This window comes from Halococcus sp. AFM35, from assembly GCF_051195015.1.
Classification (GTDB): Archaea; Halobacteriota; Halobacteria; order Halobacteriales; family Halococcaceae; genus Halococcus.
Genome location: NZ_JBNTJU010000022.1, coordinates 27,884 through 46,578 on the forward strand (window position 1 = coordinate 27,884; position 18,695 = coordinate 46,578).

13 protein-coding genes and 1 pseudogene are annotated in these 18,695 nt (G+C 59.7%); 2 read left to right on the forward strand and 12 right to left on the reverse strand.

Features of this window, described 5'->3' with window-relative positions:
- The first annotated feature begins 52 nt into the window (after positions 1 to 52).
- Positions 53 to 1,015: a diacylglycerol/lipid kinase family protein gene (locus tag ACQUQO_RS14290; protein ID WP_435078768.1), complete on the forward strand. Its 963-nt coding sequence runs from the start codon at positions 53 to 55 to the stop codon at positions 1,013 to 1,015.
- A gap of 35 nt (positions 1,016 to 1,050) precedes the next feature.
- On the opposite strand, the gene ACQUQO_RS14295 is transcribed toward ACQUQO_RS14290, so the two are convergent.
- The 9 genes and pseudogenes from ACQUQO_RS14295 to ACQUQO_RS14335 form a co-directional block, all read right to left on the reverse strand.
- Entirely contained in the window at positions 1,051 to 1,614 is a 564-nt protein-coding gene (locus ACQUQO_RS14295; protein ID WP_435078770.1) for a peroxidase-related enzyme, read from the reverse strand.
- A gap of 55 nt (positions 1,615 to 1,669) precedes the next feature.
- Positions 1,670 to 1,810, reverse strand: a complete 141-nt coding sequence (locus tag ACQUQO_RS14300) for a hypothetical protein (RefSeq protein ID WP_435078772.1) — start codon at positions 1,808 to 1,810, stop codon at positions 1,670 to 1,672.
- A 57-nt stretch (positions 1,811 to 1,867) separates the two neighbouring features.
- Positions 1,868 to 2,119: an MTH865 family protein gene (locus tag ACQUQO_RS14305; protein ID WP_435078774.1), complete on the reverse strand. Its 252-nt coding sequence runs from the start codon at positions 2,117 to 2,119 to the stop codon at positions 1,868 to 1,870.
- A gap of 85 nt (positions 2,120 to 2,204) precedes the next feature.
- Entirely contained in the window at positions 2,205 to 2,987 is a 783-nt protein-coding gene (locus ACQUQO_RS14310; protein ID WP_435078775.1) for an HAD-IIA family hydrolase, read from the reverse strand.
- 388 nt (positions 2,988 to 3,375) lie between these two features.
- On the reverse strand, positions 3,376 to 4,857 hold the full coding sequence (locus ACQUQO_RS14315; RefSeq protein ID WP_435078777.1) for a S8 family peptidase: 1,482 nt from the start codon (positions 4,855 to 4,857) through the stop codon (positions 3,376 to 3,378).
- Between the two features lie 813 nt (positions 4,858 to 5,670).
- A pseudogene (locus ACQUQO_RS14320) lies at positions 5,671 to 5,907 on the reverse strand (hypothetical protein); the annotation flags it as partial.
- Between the two features lie 675 nt (positions 5,908 to 6,582).
- Positions 6,583 to 7,740: a hypothetical protein gene (locus ACQUQO_RS14325; protein ID WP_435078779.1), complete on the reverse strand. Its 1,158-nt coding sequence runs from the start codon at positions 7,738 to 7,740 to the stop codon at positions 6,583 to 6,585.
- A gap of 130 nt (positions 7,741 to 7,870) precedes the next feature.
- A complete protein-coding gene (locus ACQUQO_RS14330) occupies positions 7,871 to 8,293 on the reverse strand; it encodes a hypothetical protein (protein ID WP_435078791.1) in 423 nt (140 codons plus the stop codon).
- Positions 8,294 to 9,260: 967 nt separating this feature from the next.
- Entirely contained in the window at positions 9,261 to 10,328 is a 1,068-nt protein-coding gene (locus ACQUQO_RS14335; RefSeq protein ID WP_435078781.1) for a hypothetical protein, read from the reverse strand.
- Positions 10,329 to 10,756: 428 nt separating this feature from the next.
- On the opposite strand from ACQUQO_RS14335, the gene ACQUQO_RS14340 reads away from it, so the two are divergent.
- Entirely contained in the window at positions 10,757 to 11,581 is an 825-nt protein-coding gene (locus ACQUQO_RS14340) for a transposase (RefSeq protein WP_435078783.1), read from the forward strand.
- Between the two features lie 196 nt (positions 11,582 to 11,777).
- Here the strand turns inward: ACQUQO_RS14340 and ACQUQO_RS14345 are convergent, their stop codons facing one another.
- The 3 genes from ACQUQO_RS14345 to ACQUQO_RS14355 form a co-directional block, all read right to left on the reverse strand.
- Positions 11,778 to 13,013: a phage NrS-1 polymerase family protein gene (locus ACQUQO_RS14345; protein ID WP_435078785.1), complete on the reverse strand. Its 1,236-nt coding sequence runs from the start codon at positions 13,011 to 13,013 to the stop codon at positions 11,778 to 11,780.
- 195 nt (positions 13,014 to 13,208) lie between these two features.
- A complete protein-coding gene (locus ACQUQO_RS14350; RefSeq protein WP_435078787.1) occupies positions 13,209 to 16,760 on the reverse strand; it encodes a VirB4 family type IV secretion system protein in 3,552 nt (1,183 codons plus the stop codon).
- Positions 16,757 to 18,695: hypothetical protein (locus ACQUQO_RS14355; protein WP_435078789.1), on the reverse strand; the 1,939-nt coding region annotated here is incomplete at its 5' end. The genes ACQUQO_RS14355 and ACQUQO_RS14350, both read right to left, overlap by 4 nt.

Sequence of the window (18,695 nt, forward strand, 5' to 3'; positions counted from 1 at the left end):
ACCGCATGCGAACCGTCGTGGCCGTCCGACAGTCTATTCGTCTCGGGGGACAATGGCCCACGAAACGATGACCGAACGGCCGGGAGGCGTATCGACGGAGGAGGGGCCGCCGGATGGGGCGAAGCGGCGCGTCATCATGAACCCGGTGAGCGGGAGCGGCGACCACGCCCCGACCGTCCGACAGTTGGCCGAACGACACGGCTATTCGGTCGTCGAGACCGAGGCGGCAGGTGACGGGAGGGAACTGGCGCGGGTGGCCGCCGTCGACGGCGTGGACGTGCTCGCGGCGTGTGGCGGCGACGGCACCGTCCAGGAGGTGGTGCAGGGACTCGTCGAGGCCGACGCGCTCACGACCGTGCGCTTCGGCGTCGTCCCGGCCGGCACAGCGAACATCTTCGCGGGCGACATCGGGATTCGAAGCATCAAACACGCCTTCGACCTGCTCGAAACCGGCGACGTGCGCGACATCGACATCGGGTTCGCCGACGATGTGCCGTTCATCAAATCCTGCATCGCCGGACTGACGGCCGATACGAGCGCGGCGACCACCTCGGACATGAAAGAGCGCTTCGGGCCGCTCGCGTTCGTCATCACGGGCGTCCAGCAGGCGACGAACTTCGAAGGTCTCGCCCTCGACATCGACGCCATCACCGACGAGGGCGAGCGAACGTGGTCGGGCGAGGCGCTCTGCGTACTCGTCGGCAACGCCCGCCGATTCGCCAAGGAACTCGGCCAAGCCAACGTCGAAGACGGACTCTTCGAAGTGACCATCATCGAGCAGATGCCGCCGGGCGAGGCGGTCGCCGAGGCCATCGCTCAACAACTACTGGGCCGGGATACCGAGCACGTGACTCACCTCACCGCCGAACGCCTCGCCATCGAGAGCCGAACCGGAACCGTGGATTTCAGCCTCGACGGCGAGATATACAGCCGCGACCGCCTCACGCTCACCGTCCGGCCGGCGGCGCTGTCGGTCTGTGTCGGACCGGACTACGACCCCGCGCCGACGGCGTAGTCACACCACTCGGTACGGTCCCCAACCCCGACCGGTCAGCGGCCGAGCGTGTGGAACTCCTCGTTCGGGCGCATATCCGCGAAGTTCGCCATCCGATTCGAGAGGTTGTAGTAGGCCGTGACGCTGGCGATGTCCCACGCCGCCGTCTCCGAAAAGCCGACCTCGCGCAGGCGCTCGATGTCGTCGGAATCCACCTCGCCGGGGGATTCGGTGAGTTTGACCGCGACGTCGAGCATCGTCCGGTGGGTCTCCGAGAGGTCCGCCGCGCGGTGGTTGGCGGCAAGCTGGTCGGCCAAGTACGGGTCGTCGGCGTAGATTCTGAGCAGCGCGCCGTGGGCGACGATACAGTAGTAGCAGTCGTTCGCGCCGCTGACGGCGACGATCAGCATCTCGATCTCCTCGCGTTCGAGCGCCGTGTTCTCGACCAGCGCGTCGTGGTAGGCGAAAAACGCCCGGAAGTGGGAGGGTCGGTAGGCAAAGGCCGGAAAGACGTTCGGCGTGAAGCCCGCGTCCTCGGTCTCTTCTTCGATGCGTTCGCGTACGTCCTCGGGGAGGTCCTCGATGTCGGGCACCGGGAACTCGCCCATCGCGTCGCTCATGGGTGAGGGGCGACAGGCGTGTGCTTAGCTCTTTGGGAGGTCCGGCCGATTCGGCTCACGACCACGTATCGAGCCAGTGATTGAGGAGAAAGAGGAGTCCGTAGCCGACGAGTCCGACGAGGAATATCGTCGCAGGGATGACGAACGGCCCGAACGTCCGCACCAACGCCTCGACGAGCGCCGCCAACCCATCCATGAACGGACCTCGGTCGCCGGCGGGTTAACTCTCACCTTCGCGCGGCGACACCGACGCCTAGATCTCGTCCTGTTCGTTGAGCTGTTCGATGACGTCGTCGACGAAGCTCTCGGGGCTCTCGTAGGGGAAATCCCCGCCCGAGAGCTTGGTGTTGAGTTCCATCGCCGTCATCGAGAAGTCCCCGGACTCGAAGGTCGTCGACGGGCCGTTGGGCAGGGCCGGCACGAGGTCCATCGGGCTCGAAATCGGGTAGTCGGCTCCCTCGAAGGCGTCGATCATCTGCTCTCTGAGTTCGTCTTCGTCTGCCATGACCTCCGATGGTTCACGGACTGTCAGTAAAAACGTTCGGGAACTGCCGACGTGTTGGCGAGGATTGTCGGTACAGCTATCGTAGTCAGCGGTCGAGCAGCCGCTCGATGTCGCCGAGCGAATCGAGGACGTGGTCGGGGTCGATATCGCTCGCGGCGAGCAGCTCTCTATTGGAGGTGCCGGTGAGCACGAGCGCGGTCTCCAGTCCGCCGCGAGCGCCCATCGCGATGTCGGTGTCGAGGCGGTCGCCAACGACGAGACACTCGGCGGGAGCGGCGTCGAACCCCGAGAGCGCGGCCGCGAGCGCCCGCTCGGAGGGTTTGCCCACCACGATATCCGGTTCGCGCTCGGCGACGCCCGCGATGGCGTTGATGATGGCTCCCGAGCCGGGTACTGCCCCGCGCTCGGTCGGAATCGTCACGTCGGGATCGGTGCCGACGAAGGCCGCACCGGTTTCGAGCGCGCGCAGCCCGTCGGTCATATCGTCGTAGTCGAACCCCCGGTCGTAGGAGGCGACGAGCACGTCGCAGGCCACGGGGTCGTCGGTCAGCGCGAGACCTGCCTCTGCGAGCTGTGCGCGTAGTCCCGACGAGCCAACGAGGAAGATCCGGTCGGTGGCGTGTTCGGCGGCGAGGTACTCGGCGGTGACGGTGGCGGCCGACTCGATTTCGTCCGGGGCGACCGTCAGGCCCATCCCTCGAAGACGGTCGGCGAACGCTTCCCGGGATTTCGTCGGGTTGTTCGAGAAAAAGCAGATATCGACGCTGGCGTTGCGGAGCGCTTCGACACCGCGTCGCGCGCCCGACACCAACGACTGGCCGCGATAGACAGTCCCGTCGAGGTCGACGATTGCGCCGCAGTAGTTCATGGATAGAATACCGAACGGTCACCGATAAATGCGAACCGTTCACAGATAGGCTCTTCAGACCAAGAAGTGCGGTAATCTAATCCAAGCTCAAAGAACAGCCAGAATGCTTTTTACAACTGAGTTTTAATGGTCGATTGCCGAGTGTGGCAGACAGATCAGCATTCAACCACATCTCCACACTCGGCTTCTGAGATGCAGGGTTTGGCTGGCCCTTACAACCGGCTTTCCGTAGCTTGAAATGGGGTCAGTACCTCGTAAAGCCAGTTAGTTGAAACGTCTGCTTGCTGGCGGTGTGGTCACGAAATAGTTGGCAGAGGATGAAGCCACGAAGACCAACACCTTGATTTTCTCGTCAACATTCCAATAACTAATGGGGAGACCGTCTCGGTTACTCTCGAGCGCGTTCGACGAGGCGCTCTAGGTTGAGGTGACCAGCGCCGTGATACGTCTTGCCGCCGGGTGCGCTGCTCGCGGTCTCCTGAATGAGTGATTCGACTTCCTCGACGCTGGCGTCGGGACGGAGCGAGCGCACGAGTGCGACCGCACCCGCGACTTGCGGGGCGGCCATCGAGGTGCCCGCTTTCCAACCGTACCCCGGCTCCGTGTCGACGATTTCGCTCGGTCTGTTGACTGGCTCGTCCTCGTCGTCATCCGGTCCGTCCTCGTAGGTTGTCTTCACGATAGTCGAGTAGACGAGGTCACGTTCCGCTTCGGGAATCCTGTCGAGCGCGTCGAGGTCTGCGTCGCCACCCGCAGCGCTCACATCGACGGCGTTCCCGTAGTTGGTGTAAAACGCCGGGGAATCCGTTGGGTCTTCCAGTCGGTTGCCCGTGAGCCACTTTGCCTCGTTGTCGCTGTGCTTGCCGCCCCAACCACACCCGATTGGGCCGGTCGCGGCGACGCCGAAGACGCCCTCAGCCTCCGTAGGGATGCTGAGAGTGTTCTCCGGATTCATGTTCAGTTCATCGTTTCCGGCGGAGTTGACGATGACTGTCCCCTGCGAACGGACGTACTCCGCGACCTGTTCGGCGATGCGGAGTTCTTCCGTCAGATACGGATACTTGTCGACATAAACATATGGTGCGGGGAAGCCGACGCTGTAGTTGATGGCATCACAGCCCGCTTCGGCAGCTTTCACCCATCCAGCGTAGCCGTCGCCTTGCTTCCCTTCCTCACCGGAGAACATCCGGTAGGAGACGATTTCGGTGTCGGGAGCCGTTCCAAGAACGCCGCCCCCAGGGCCGTCGTTGCTGTTGGTCGCGGCGATGATGCCCGCGACGTGTGTCCCGTGGCTGCCCGCGCCATTGGGGCGCCAGTCGTAGGGGTCTTCCGAGACGTTCTCGGAGAGTTCATCGTTGATGACATCCGCAAGGTCGGGGTGGGCATCGTAGACGCCAGAGTCGACGACGGCGACGCGAGTGCTCGCGCCGGTCGACGTGTCATGGACGGATTTGCCGCCGCCCGGTTTGTCCGTCAGTTCGTTGTTGATGTTCTGGACGCGCTTGTCCCACTGGAACTCGCTGTTTTTCGGTACGCCGTCGTGGTTGTGACTCGATTCCGTACCGTCGGTAGACGGTCCGTCCCGGGATTTGACGGCACCAGTCCGGTCGTCTCCTCGATCGATAACACGGTCGGGGACCGTTGTGCCGTTCACGCGCTCTTGGTCGCCCCGTGCAACGAGAACATCGGCCTGTGAGAGGTCGTGGATGATTTCGATATCATCAGGGACCTCCGAGCGACTGACATCGCGAAGGTTGATGAAAAAGCGTGAGTCCGAGGTAGCCGCTGTTGCGGTGCCTGCACCGAGCGTCACAGCACCGAGTGCTGTGCCTGTCAGCTGGAGGAACGATCTCCTGTTGTGTCGTACCATGACAGACGATATTACTACATGAGCCACTGTTAAACATTAGGGTTATGATTGTCAAGTTTATACTTTCAGTTATATGATTTGTCGCTAATCGCACTAATGGAAATGCTATCGTATCCACCTACTGTCGGTACACAATATCAGAATGTGTCGAATAGCATAACTCGTGCTCGCGTGGGTGCAGGAGTAGACACGATCAAACCCCTCCTCTCTGGTGGACCAACGAGCAAGTACGAAAGGTACACTGCTGATAGCCATAGTCACAGGGTGTCATAGAACGGTTAGCATGGTTTCGGCTATCGGCTGAGAGGTCTGCTATCGCCGCTTCTGAATGGCGGTGATATTGATTACTTCTCAGATGCCGTTTCTCGGGATGCTACTGAGGATATGAAGATTTCTATGATACCCTGAAACGACACACACACAATGACTATTAGCGTGTCATAGAACTCATCACACGACTCAGCAACAGTCCGAAAGCCGGTGTTTGAGAAGCAGCCAGTATTGTCACTATTCAGAGCCAGCGGTAGCAGGCCTCTCAACCGGCTCCTGAAAACTATGCCAACCGTTCTATGATAGCTTGTAGCAATGCGACTGGCCGCCAACCACGAGGTATCACTCAATCTCCCGTTCGTCTTCGTCATCGGACTGTGATGGTTCATGGAACGCCTCGATTGCAGCCAGTGCGGCGCGCAACCCGTCTCGTTCGGCCCGTTGGCGCTCGATTGCAGCGTCGAGAGCGTGGATGCGGTCGGCGATCCGGCTCGCACCGGCGAGGAGAATAGCCCTGTCGCCATCGGACGTGGTTGCTCGCTCAGGGATACGCCCATCGGGACGGGGCACGGTGCCGGCCTTGATGGCCATGTCGACGCGCCGGAGGTGTTTGCAGCCACCCTCGGGGTCGCGTCGCCGCCAGTCGAGACACGTACAGGAGCCGTCAGCGATATCGACCTCGTAAACGCTGCCCGACGCCGACCGGACCTCGTAGATGCCACCCTTTCTGCGCAGGGAGACGTCCATGTCCTCGTCGTGGGCACGCCGGGTTCGCGGCGCTATCGTGTCATCGGCTGCCGCCGATTCGTCGGTCCCGCCCGTGTTCGGATCGCTACCGCTTGCGTCCCCGATGGCGACCTGCCCACCATCGACGAGCAGCCCGGCGTCGGGATTGTTACCCCTCACGGTTGTGTCGGAGCAGCACTCTCGTCGGTTGGCGGCAATTTCTGTGGGCGTTTCACCGGTACGGGAATCGTCAACTGGTGTCCCCATCGTGGGGTGGTCGATACACTCGACCGCGGACCATCCTGTGGTTGTGTGTTCAGGCATGAGTTTCACTTCCATCGAGGACCCAATGGTCGCGCCCTCGCCCTTCGTGGGCCTGAAAAACCGTTCCGTAGCGAATATTGGCTATGACGACTTGTCACGAGATTCGTCCAACTCGGCGGGTGCAATGCTTGTCCTGTATTTTCGGCCGACAGCACCTCTATCCCTGACTGCGAGTCGCTCCCTACGCCCCACTGCGACAGGGAACGCACCAGCGTGGCCGAAACGCGAGACCGAATCGGGAGCGAGGTCGTGGCTATCGGCCTCGGCCGATAGCGGTGGGTGGGGCGGTGGGCGTGCGGGTTGGTGGGCCGAAACATCGTCCATCCGATTCGCCTCGCCCGCGGGATATCGACCCTTGTCTCTATCCGAGAGCGAGAGACAGAGGCATTGCGCCCTCTGCCCATCCTACTGCTCGACCGCCGCCTGGAAGCGCTCGCGCAGGGCCGCCTCGCGGGATTCGAACTGCTCGACGTCCGACCGAATGCTCCGGCGCACGCGCTCGATGCGGGCGAGACCATGCTCGTCGTCGAGAGCGACCTGCGTACTCTCCTCGCTGGCATGCAGTTCCTGTTCGTAGGCCTGCTCAACCCGTTCGACCGTCGCCTCGGGATTGAACAGGACATCGTTCGCAGTGCGAACATACCCATCGAGCGCGCTGCCTTCCTTACCCGTGAAGAAATGGGTCAGCGCGTAGGTCGCGCCCGAATGGAGCGTCCACATATCGATCTCGAAGGGATCGTCCGCGTTCGCCTCGGCATCGGCACCAGCGCGGTCAGCCAGATAGGTGGGGAACGCAAGAAGCTCGTAGAACTCGATGACATCGAACGGCACGGTCGTGAAATCGATAGTGGCCTCTTGGGCGTCACGGATGAACGCGAAGAGGTCGTCAGCGATGAGTTCGATCTGTGCAAGGATGGTTTCCCACCAGCTACGGAACTCCTTGAGCTCGCCGACGTGCTTGATGGCCTCTTTGTCGGTGAGCGACCGTATGGAGTTCTGGCAGTAGCCGTCCTGAGCGAACCCTTCCACGTAGACGGCGTGACCACCGAAGAAGTCATATCCGGAGGTGAGGCCCATCGTGATAGGGGCGCTTCGACCGGGAAGGCGCACTTCCAGGCCGTCGAACATCACGTCCATATGGACCTCGCCGCCGCCACGGTACTGGCGAATCTCACCGAACATCACCTCGCCGAGGGAGCGTCCATCGAGGTCGTTCTCTCGAAGGACATCCTCTAGAGGAGCGTAGACATCGACCGGATTGAGGATCGTATACGAGTCGCTCGGAACGTGGAACAATGGGTCGGCGGCGGCCTCTCCGAACGCCTGAGCGCGGAGTCTGGTCGGCTCGACGACTGCATTGAAGCGGTCGGTTTCGACCCATTCATCCGTATAGTGGTTCCGATACGCCACCGAGGTGTCGACCGCTCGGGGAAGGGTGCGAACGGCGTCGGCGAACGACATCGACTGGCTATCGGCTGTCCGCTCGGCATACCAATCGGGAATCTGTGTGTCTGTACGACCGTCGATGCCGGCGAAGAACGTCCGGCTGTCGGGAGATTTCATCTCGTAGTTCACCTCGTTGGTTGCAACTCGTCGCTTACCGACTCACCTCACAGCGCCTGCACCCTTCAGGCGGGAGAAAAACGGGTCGCGGGAGTGCGTTTGCGGGAAACACGAACGTAAGAAGAGCGAATCAATAGTGCACATCGGCAGGAACAATCCAGAGTTCGTCGGACTCGTTCAACAGGTCGTCGAGACGGCTACGGGTCCGAATGCCAGCGGCGGACTCGTCATAGATGTATACTGGCGGCCCGTCATAAGCGCCGAGATTGGCGCATGCGTGGCGCACCATCTCGTCGTGCATGAATTCCTCTTCGGACAGTTCATCGAAGGCCTCGCACACACGCTCGTAATTGTGATGGAACTCCTGCTTGGTGGCTCTCCAGCCGCGTTCGAGAAGTTGCTGGCCATCGTCGGAACCGACGGGTACGGCTGTGGGCAGTTCGCCCCAGCGAGCTTTTCCTGCGGCGATCGTTCCTTCCTCATCAAAGGTGACGTAGTAATCGAAAGCGGGTGCATCATCGACTCTCAGACCGACGAGGCGGTCGAAGACGATTGTCGCGCGGTTGAGCGCGTCGTTTTAGCTCGATGCATCTACTAACGCGTGGATTACCATATGCATGGATTTCTCACCTCTGGACGCGTCGGTACCCCGACAGTCCTGACGCGCCTCACCGCCTGCAGGCGCAAACAAACGCCGTCGAATCCGTATCAGAACGTTCCGTATGCCGGAATGCTCCATCTGCAGGATGGAAACGGACAGCCCCTCTGAGCGTGGATTGTGTGTCTGCAAAGAGTGTCGATCCGCAGCCAACGCCAACGCGAACTCGTTATGATCCATAACGCCTCACCCAATGATCTCGCTCTTCGGGGCGAAAGGCTATCACCCAAAATACAGCGCGGATGCCCCTTCCTCAACGAGCGCCGGACAATCCGCCGATAGGGCCTAGCCGAAGTTCTTGACGCTCGTTCTCGCTCAGATTGGCAGTGCTCGCCGGGTAAAGTATGCTGGCTGATGCTGAACGTCAGAAGGTTACGCTAGCCCCTAACGGCGGATTGAAGGCGCGAGTAGGGTGGGGATACGCGGCATGATCTTAGTTCCAAATCCGCCGATATCACAAGTCTTACGTCCTCTGCGGACGTATCTTGTGGTATCGAACGCGGCACGTCCGCGCCCATGTCGGGACAATCGGACAATCTTCGACAACCCACCGCACTCAGCGAACGACCTTCGCCGGAGGTGGTGAGCGGTGCGAAAAAAGTACCTCCGAGTCGAGTCGGGGTGAATGACGACCGCTCGGACGCGCCGCCGAAAGGCGGCACGTCCGTGTATGGCGTCCCGAACGATAGGAGTAACCGGGGCTTGGCACTCCCAGCGGTTGTCCGCTCCGCGATGGGTTCAATCCCCGATAAGGACGGTCCAACCCGCGAATCTGAAACTCCCAACCCAGCACGGTGCGGTGCGGGCGTGGGAATCCCCCTCCTCCGCGAACCCCGAAGGGGTGAGCAGGACGGGGAGGATGTCAACTGGATTCGATGCGTGGAGCTTGCAGATAACGAAGGAACCCGTCCTCGCCGAGTTGGCGTTCGATTTTCATCGGAAATTCGCTCCCGAAGCGAAGCTTGTAGCCTGTTCGCAGGTCGCTTTTGCGGGGCTTCGAGAGGAACTCACGAATGTAGTCAAGACTGAACACCGAACGGTCGGAGTCTACAACATGGGTGTCGAAGACGTTGTGTTTGCGGGAGCCATCGAACACGGTGAGATCCGCGAATTCCTGATATTCCTTTCGCACGGCGGCGGATTCGCCCTCGGCCACCAGCTCGACTCCATTAATCGCGGGAAGGCCGACGATCGAGAAGTGAGCGGCGATGTCGTCCATGCGCTTCGTGAGTTCGTCGAGGTCGACACCAGGGAGAACACAAGAGTTGGGTAGAACGAGGTCGGGCATCTCGGGTGTCTGTCGGGCGCTATCGGGGTCAAAGGTAGCGAACTCGATGGGAATGCCGTCGTCGAAGGCGATGGTTCGATCATCGAGAGCGATTTCGACTGCTGCTCCGCGGCTGAAGTGTTTGAGCGCGCGGCTGACCGAACTCCCACCCCCGTCCCACGAGAGACCGATTACACCCTCCCGGTCGCACTCGTACGCTGCCCAATCGGTGGCAGGCAGCCACGCACTGACCATAGCAACGTTGCTGGGATTAACCACGGAGATATACCAGCCATCAGTAGTGATAGCGACGCGGCTCTCACTGGCGATACCGACGAGGTGTTTCGCGAGCACGGCCAATGTCTCGTAGGCAAGTGTACCCGTGAACTGCGGATCATCCATAGAGGGGTTCTCGATGAGCTCTTCCGCGGTGTGATACGGAAGGGTCCGTGCCTCATCGAGTTCGGCGGTCGACATCAGTAGGGTTGAGAGATCAACCCCATCAGGGACGGCGAACTCACTGGACTGATTTTCGTTCGCTCGTGTCCTGGTATCGGCGTCCGTCACCGACTCTCGATGGTCGGTGAGATTTGATTGGGTTTGGTTCGCTTGCGCGCTGGAATCGGTACTGGATTCGTCGGTCGGAGTGGAACTGTGTGACATCGTTGTTTCTATTTTCTGATGTGATGAGATCGCTATTCGCCTCGCACCGTCTTGAGGCCCAAAAATTCGTTATGGCTGCCGAAACGATATGTCTCAGGGACGTGATCGGTGAAGCTCTATAGTTCGCAACCCTCTCTACATGGAGCTGTGGTCCACCAGCTAGTCGTCGATACTGATGCCACAGTCAATGCACCTAACTTCGGAATCGGCAGTGACCATATGACCGCCACAATCAGGACAACCAGCCTGTTTAGTGGTAGATGCGGTTGGAATCGTTTCATCGAACGTGCGCTCGTAGGGTTGATTGATTGACATCGGTCGAGACCCCTCGCCCTCTCAGAGGGAGGAAAAACTGCTCTATTGAAAATGGTGGACGGCGGCGGGATTACTCCGTAACGGCTTGAGGAGATGAGGCCGAGAAGTCGATAATGGCAGTCGTCCTCCTCGACCTCATCGAGAAAGCACTCCGTGTAGCCAAACAAGCGTTGGGAAAGCACGCGGGCAAGCCCGAGTCGGGCGGGCTTGCCCGCGCGACTCACATCGTCGCACACTGTATCCGCAAGGAAGAGGGCTACACCTTCACCGAACTCATCGACCGCCTGAGTCTCATGCCGGAGGTGTGCGATCTTCTTGGGCTCCATCCGGACGCGCTGCCGGATCCCACCACGTTCTACCACTCACTTGATCGGTACGCGATGTACGTCTGGCGGGCGTTGCTGCGCGTTTCAGCGCAGCAACACCCGCAATCTGGACACGTCGCGTTGGACAGCACTTTCTTCGAACGCAAGCAAGCTTCGCAGTACTACCTCCAGCGATGCGGCCGCACCGTCAAGACAGTCAAAGCGACGACGCTGACCGATACAGAGTCGCTTGCGGTGCTGGACGTCCATTGCTGTATCGAGCGCGAACACGACACGAAGGCCGGACCGCGGGTCGTCCGCCGGAACGCGGACGACCTGCGGTCAGTCGCTGCTGACAACGGGTTCCAGGACTGGCACACCGAATACGAAATCGCCGCACTGGACGTCGAATATCTCGTCCAACACCAAGGATCGAGACCGATGGCTGTTGGGAATAACGCGCTCATCCGAGCGAAGGGCTATACCCAGCGCTGGATGTCTGAGACGTCCTATTCGACGGTCAAGCGAACGCAGGACTCCGCCCTGCGTTCGCGGTTCTGGTATCGTCAATTCCGTGAGATCGTTCTCCTGTTCGCGCTCAACAACATCAAGAAACTCGCCAAGACGCTATGATCGTACTCCCGTACCGCATTTTCAATAGAGCAGGAAAAACACGGATGCGGAGAACACATCTTTAAACAGCGAAGTAACCCCGTCCTGAAGCCCGAAGGGCTGAAGGGCGGGGCGGAATCGCGTAAGCTGGTTCTGCCAAGAGTATCGGCCAGAGTGGGAGTTCACTGGCAAGCTCCAGCTAGACCGGAGGAGCTGACTACCGTTGGCGGCCGAGAATACGCTTGAAGTAGCTCCATACAGGTGAGGAGGTGTCTGTGCGTCCCTGTACTTCGTCGCCGCTCTCGTCACTCCTCTCCTCGTCTTCAGCTTGTTCGTCACGAGTAGAGCTTTCCCGACGGTGGTCGGTCCGGGCTTCGAGCCTCTCGATGTAGTTGTCCCGTTGTTCGATGGCAGCTTCGAGTTCGGTAATGCGCTCCTCGAGCAGCCGATTTCGCTCCGCGAGATATGGTTGTTGAACTGTCCTCCGCCGGTATTCGTCAACGGAAGTTAGTTGACCAGTGTCTACGGCCGTCGTCTCGTCAGTTCCACGCGGAGTGTACACGTCGGTTGTCTTGGCCACCGCTCGCTCGACGGTCTTCTCGCCGTAGGTACTTCCGTCAGCATAGTGAATCTGGTCCCATTTCTCGCGTATCAGCCCCGATCGTCTGAAAAGTCGGTCAACTCGTGACTGGTCGCCACCCGTCCAGAAAGCGAGGTAGAAGCACAGCGCCATGTCTGCCTCCGAGTGGCTGTCGTACCCGGCCGTGCTTCCCTCCCAGAGACGCTCGAATCGGTCACCGTTTTTCGCCGCTGTCGCCTTCTCGATGAGTTCCGTATCAGCGAGATCGACCTCGGCTTCGGAGGATGAACGCGTTCGTGCCCGATGCTCGCTCTCGTCGTCCACAGTCGTCTCAAGGTACTCCTGCTGAATCACCTGGAGTACGTCGCTCCGGTCGGTAACCTGCTTTGGCGTTCTATCGACATGGTCACCGGTGACGGTGAAGAACCGCGCCGTCTCGTATATCTCGAGATCGCCCTTCCGATTCCTGTCCGTCTGAAGCGCACCTCGAACGATGACGTGATAGCCGGTTCCGGAGGGACTCACTTCGGTGTAGGAGTCCAGCCGATCGATGATTTCGATTGCCCACTCGTCATCGGCACCCGTTTCGAGAGTGCGGCAGTCGTCGAGATCGATTCCGACAAACGGGTCATCATCAGTGAAGACGAAGCCAATGCCGTCGGCACTCGTCGTCGGCTGTTCGACGTACTCAAGTACAGTCTCGATATCCGCCCATGTGGCTGGATCAGTCGTCGACGCTATCTGACCCGTTGAGGCGTCAACCGGCAGCTTGGTGGGCTTTCCGTCACGGACTGTTTCGCGCCAGCAGACCCACTGCTCGCAATCGACGAGTTGCGCGGGGATGGTCTCCAATTGGCTGTCGCTGAATGTCATGGCTCACTATTTCCTCCTGCATCGACTCGCAACGGGATCGTCACAACAAATTCCCCCGGTTGCCATGACTGAAGGCAGGCGCTCTGGGGATGATGCGCAAGCACTCAATCAGAACCGTACCCCGAATCGTTCCGTGGGTCGTCGGCTCATTCGCCGATTGCGGACTCGAGAGAACAACAGCGAGTAGGTGCACTATCAACACCACCGCCAGTCACAGCGGGCATCCTGGGTACGCAGATACGCTTCGAGGTCTTCACCGTGCGTGCTGGGGTCGTACTGGATGAGCGCAAACTCACGGGGATTGAGGTCGTTCGACATCTCAACCTTGATCGGGAAGCATCCCTCCTTGTCGACGCGGAGCAGTGCTTGGGCATAGCCGATCTCTTTGTCGCCGGGTTCAGCCTCGCGGATATACTGCATCTCGGCATCCGAGAGCCCGAGTTCGGCGGCCCACTCAGCGTTCATCTCCTTCAGATAATGGAACACCTGCACGGACATGTTGTTGATAATGACCTCTGCGTTCTCGGTGAGTTCGATCTCACCCTCATCGCTCTTGGCGAAGAACTCACTGACGGTCTGCGTACTGAACATGATCGAGAGGTCGTAGTGGCGACTGTGACGAACCGCCTGCTTGAGGAACTCGAGGTCAGCAGCCTGTCTGAGCATGTAGTGGCTCTCATCGATCGGCATCAGCGTCGGATGCTCACTGGCTTTGGCGTGTTCGTAGATCTGGTTGACGAGAAGCTGCATCATCAGTCCCTTCTCGCCGGAACTGGCCTCCTGCCGCTGGAGGTCGAGATAGAGCAGGTCGTTCTGCTCGAAATCGAGTTCAGTAGGCCGTGTCAGATGCTCGTACTTGCCGTTCTCGCGGAACGGTTCGACGTCGTTGTTGAGGATGGAGACGACGCGATCTTCCCGATCCTCGGTGAGTTTCTCGTTGTCGATACGAACGTGCGAACCGGCGTCTTCGAGCATCTCCTCCATGATGGCCAGCACGTCGGTGAGCGTTGGGCTCTCGTTGTCGTGTGTTTCTGGCCGTGAGGTGATTCCTGACCGTGCGTACGCTTCCTTGATGGCGCGCTGCCAGACACCGCGTTTCTGACCGAGGATGAGCCCTTCGAGTTCGTAGTAGGTCTCGACGAACGTGAGCGCCCGCTGAACAGCGTCTTTGAACGGCGTCGTCCGACCGACGACATCGAGCTTCTCCTGTGGCGTCGGCTCGATATGGAGCGGATTGATCGCCGTTTCGCCGCCGATAATGATCCGTTCGCCGTCGAATATCTCACACAGGCCGGCGAACTCCTGTAGCGGATCGATGAGCGCGACGTTCAGTTCCGGATACCGGAGTTTCATCCGCAGGACAAGCTGCTTGAGGGTGGTGGTCTTCCCGCTCCCGATGGTTCCGAAGATCCCGACGTTGTAGCCGGTACTGCGATTGAAGAGGTCGACGACGGTTGGTTCGTGACGGTCCTCGTGGGTCCCGATGGTGACGCCGCTCGGCTCGGAGAGGTTGTGGCTGGCCCACGGAAACACCGCGGCGACACCATTGCCGAGCATCTTCACGTCACTGTTCAACTGGTCGTTGGCGACTGGCGCGGTGGACTGGAAGCCAGCAGTCTGGTTGTGGTCGACGCGAACAGCCCGCGCGTTCGCCGGTGCCTCCTTGAGCCGGGTTTTGACCGCGGTGACTGCCTCTTCGAGGCTCTCCTCGGTGGGTGCACGAACGGAGACGTAGGTGGCGGCATCGAAGAGTCCGTGATTGGTGGCGTTCAGTGATTCACTGATGGCCTTTGCGGCTTCGTACTTTCGACGAAGACGGCCGGTCCGGAACGACTCGCGACGTTCGGCGTCGTTCGTTTTCGCCTTGAGCGACTGCTCGGCGTTTTCCATCTTCGACTTCGCCACCTCCTTGTCGATCCCCTCGATGTGCGTCGCAACGGTGACGTTCACGCCCGGCTTACCGTAGCTTAGCACCTCGCGAAGCATCCCATCTGCGGGCGATTCGGGCCATTGCTCGATAACGAGGGTCGCGGAGTGGACGGCACCGTAGTCAAGCGCGATATGGCCGGGGTTCTCTCGGTTGCACTCCTCGGGGGCGAGCAGTGAGCGGTAGTGGTTCGGTAGCTCGTCGGGGTGGGTAACGAGGTCGACGCTCGCAGGTGGGAACGAGCCGGGGCCGTCCATCTGGATCGAGACTCCACCACCGTCCCCAGCAGTGGGTGAGTCCGTCTGATCGCTACCGGTCGTTTCTGCGCTCGTTCGCTCGGCGTTTCGATCCAGATACGCGTACGAAAGTTCGCACTCGGGGTCGGCGTTCCCGCCAGGAACGGGTGCGGAGCGGACGAGCGCGCTGAAGTCGCTGTAGGCATAGACGTTTGCAGCCTGATAGTAATCCGCGATGACGCGGCTGTACTCGGTAGCTGGAAGGGCATTGGTTTTGATACCCTCGAGCCTCCCGAGTTTGCGCTCGAGATGGGCAACCCGCTGTTCGAGGATGTCGATCATCGTGCGGGTGTGTTCGACGGTGTTTCGGTGTTTCTTCACGCGCCGCCGTTGAACCCAGTCGCCGAGCCACGGGACGGAGGTAAGCCCACCACGATCGGTGGAGATGCTTGCGGTTGCCTCCGATGGATTGACGGTAACCACGACGTAGTGTTCGCGGACGAGAGTAGTCTCCTGGAAGAGATCGACGACACCCCGCCGTTCCTCGGCGATATCCGCAAGTGTGCGGATGCCAGTAGTGTTGGCCTCACTGGGTCTGAGATCGGAGCCGTCGCGTTCGACGACTCCGCCATCGGATCCGAGGGTTTGGCCACTCCTTGCACCGTTCTCCCCCGCATGTTGAGGCCAGTCATCAGTTTCGTGGTGTGGACAGCTGTCAGCCCAGTTCTGGCACGGCGAACCGAGAGTGGTCGGTGCGTGACAGCGTGGACGTAGTTCATCGTCCGTCGAGCTATCGCTGCCGATGTCGTCACTTGTTGTCCCCGCACCCGTCCCGCTCTCGATATCGATGTCGGCATCGGTCCCGGCATCAGTCTCGATGGTACTGGCAGGAGCAGCGGTGCGCGCTTGGTTGATTGCCTGTTCGTGGAGTTCGCTTGCACGGGTCTCGTAGGCGCGCGCACGGCTCTGATAGTCGACTGAACGCATCAGGTCGCACAGCTGAATTTCGTAGTTCGCCGCAGAGGTGAGAACACTGGCGAGCTGACGAACTTGGGTGGCCCAGAGCCCCTCATCGGCCGTGGACATGTTCGAGGGGGTGACTTTGATGGCAGCGATCATCGACCCGTCGCGCTTCTCTATCGCATGCGTATTGAGGTAGGGTTGTTCGAGAGGTATGATGTCTTGGGCGCGCTGGGGGTCGGCGTGATCGCCGCCGATCGGCAACGGTCGTGTGAAGCGGGCGAGAGACGACTGGTTTCTCGGCTGTTCGATGCCACTTTCGTCGGGGTTGCTGTCGTGGAGCATGATCTGTTGTTGAGTGCGGTGTCGGAGTCGCTGTCCGACCCATTCGATAGCGGTCATGTGTTCTGGAGTCGCCCCTACAGCGACAACGGTACCGAGAGCGATGCAGACAGTCACAGCGATGCCGACGACTTCGTAGGTAGAAGGGACGAACAGGATCGTGCAGTACAGGCCAGCGACAGTCGGAACAAGCAGTTTAAGGAGTTCGAAGTGGCTGTAGCCGGCGATCTCGGGCTGGAGGCTGAAATCAGAGAGAACCCGTTTTCCGCTTTCAGAACTCATCCGTCTCCTCCCTGCTTCTCATCGGTGTCGCTGTCGGACTCGACACTCTCGTCAGACGGGTCGTCATAGCGACGTTTGAGCGCCGCCCAACGCTCATCCGAAAGGGTGCTTGGGCCATCGTGAGTTCGAGTGATGGTCGGCTCTGCCTGACCTGTCGTGGTGCTGTTGGTGTGGCTTGTTGCATCGTCCTCGCTAGGAGTTTGAGCCGACCGTTCAGTTGCTTGGGACGTCCCGTCATGGAGTCGGCGACGCTGCTCGAGCGTGCTCACCTCATCCGTCCGTCCACCATCGCGTGTCTGTTCGTGCTTCCGTTCGGTAGTCTCGACTCTTTCACGGTCGCCAGCCGGTGATTCGCTACTGCTCGGCACATGTTCCGGCGCCGGGAGCGCAGGTGTGCTGTCTACTGACTGCGTCTCTGAACCGACGGGTGCCGATTCACTTCTTTGCTGAGGGAGCGGAGCCGCTGCCGTGTTCACTGAAGCTGTATTTTGGAGCTGTTCAAGTCGGTTAGTCGCCGAGACAGGGTCGTTGCTATCGTCCTTCGACGGGACATCGATGACTTGCCGAGCAGTGACGTGCTGGGAACCTGCGTCGGGTGTACCAGCAGCAATCGTATGTGGTGATCCAGAACCACCTGTTCGTCCGTTACTCACTATGACGGCAATCCGATCAGCAGGGGTCGGTCCAGAATGTGGTTCGATGCCGGGGCTGGAGCTGCTATCTGGACCGGAGTCATTGTTGGATCCATCGCCATCACTGTACTCATCGTCGCCACTATCGCTCTCATAGTAGTCGTCATCGTCATCACGAAGAGACATGCTTGCAGCGGCACCTGTCGCTCCAGCCGCGATAGCCGTGATTGACGGCGGCGCACGGAGAAGCGAGACGCTGATGACCAGTGGGATGACGAGACCGATGGCTAACATCGCTAGCGAGAGAACGAAGTTAGCGAGCCCGGAAACCGAGAACGACCACTGCAGTTCGTAGCCTAACCGCATCATGAACGCGACGGGCCACGTCATAACGAGCAAGCCAATGAATTGCCAAGCAAGGGTGGCACCGAGCTGACGAAGTCGTGGATGAGGACCCACAAGTGCAAGAACCAATATGAGTGGCATCGCAAACATCCCGACGATAAGCAGTCCCCAGCGTAGACCGTAGACAAGAGCCAACAGTAGCACTTCCCCCATACTGAAAAGTGCTTTTCCAAGGGCCAATAGAATGGTTGAGCTACTTGCCTTGAGAACACTTCCGATCGAATTGGTTAGCTCAGTTGGACTCGGAGCTATACTTGTCGCAACAGCATCCGAAATCTTTAGCAGAAATGTACCGATTGGCCACCAGAGCGTTAGTATGAGTGTTGCGAGGACAACTGCACTTACGACTTTGTACTTTGCATAGCTGTGAAGTAGTCCCTGCCAAGGATAAATCCCGATAAGTGATATTGTGCACACCATTAGAAATACGAACGAGTACAGAAACGAGTAATCAATATACACCTCGGTATACCCAGTTTGCCAAACACCCTGAGAGAGGCTGCTGTTGGTTGTACTGTTTGTCGGCGTCCCAATGATCCCTCGCCAGCCTGTGTTCTCCGGAGTCGGTGTTCCAACAATGAATTCCATTGCTACACCAAGAACTGGTCTGATAGTTTCATTGGCTCTATCCTTCGTCCAGTTAGCGACATCAGCCGCAACATCCCCTCCAGAGGGAACGATATCCCCGGACCCTCCACCGAACTCGTAAAGGCCCTCACCAGCAGCCCTGGTATTGCTTAGTGCACAGCTTATAGGCGTGCCAGCACAGTTTCCGATTCCATCAACGAATTCGCTGAAGAAGCCTCGGTTGGTTCTCAGCCCTGTTGCGTTCTGAGTTGATAAAGCCACAGGGAGCGAGACCTCTGTGAGGGGCACTGGAACAAGGTGTGTAGGCTGC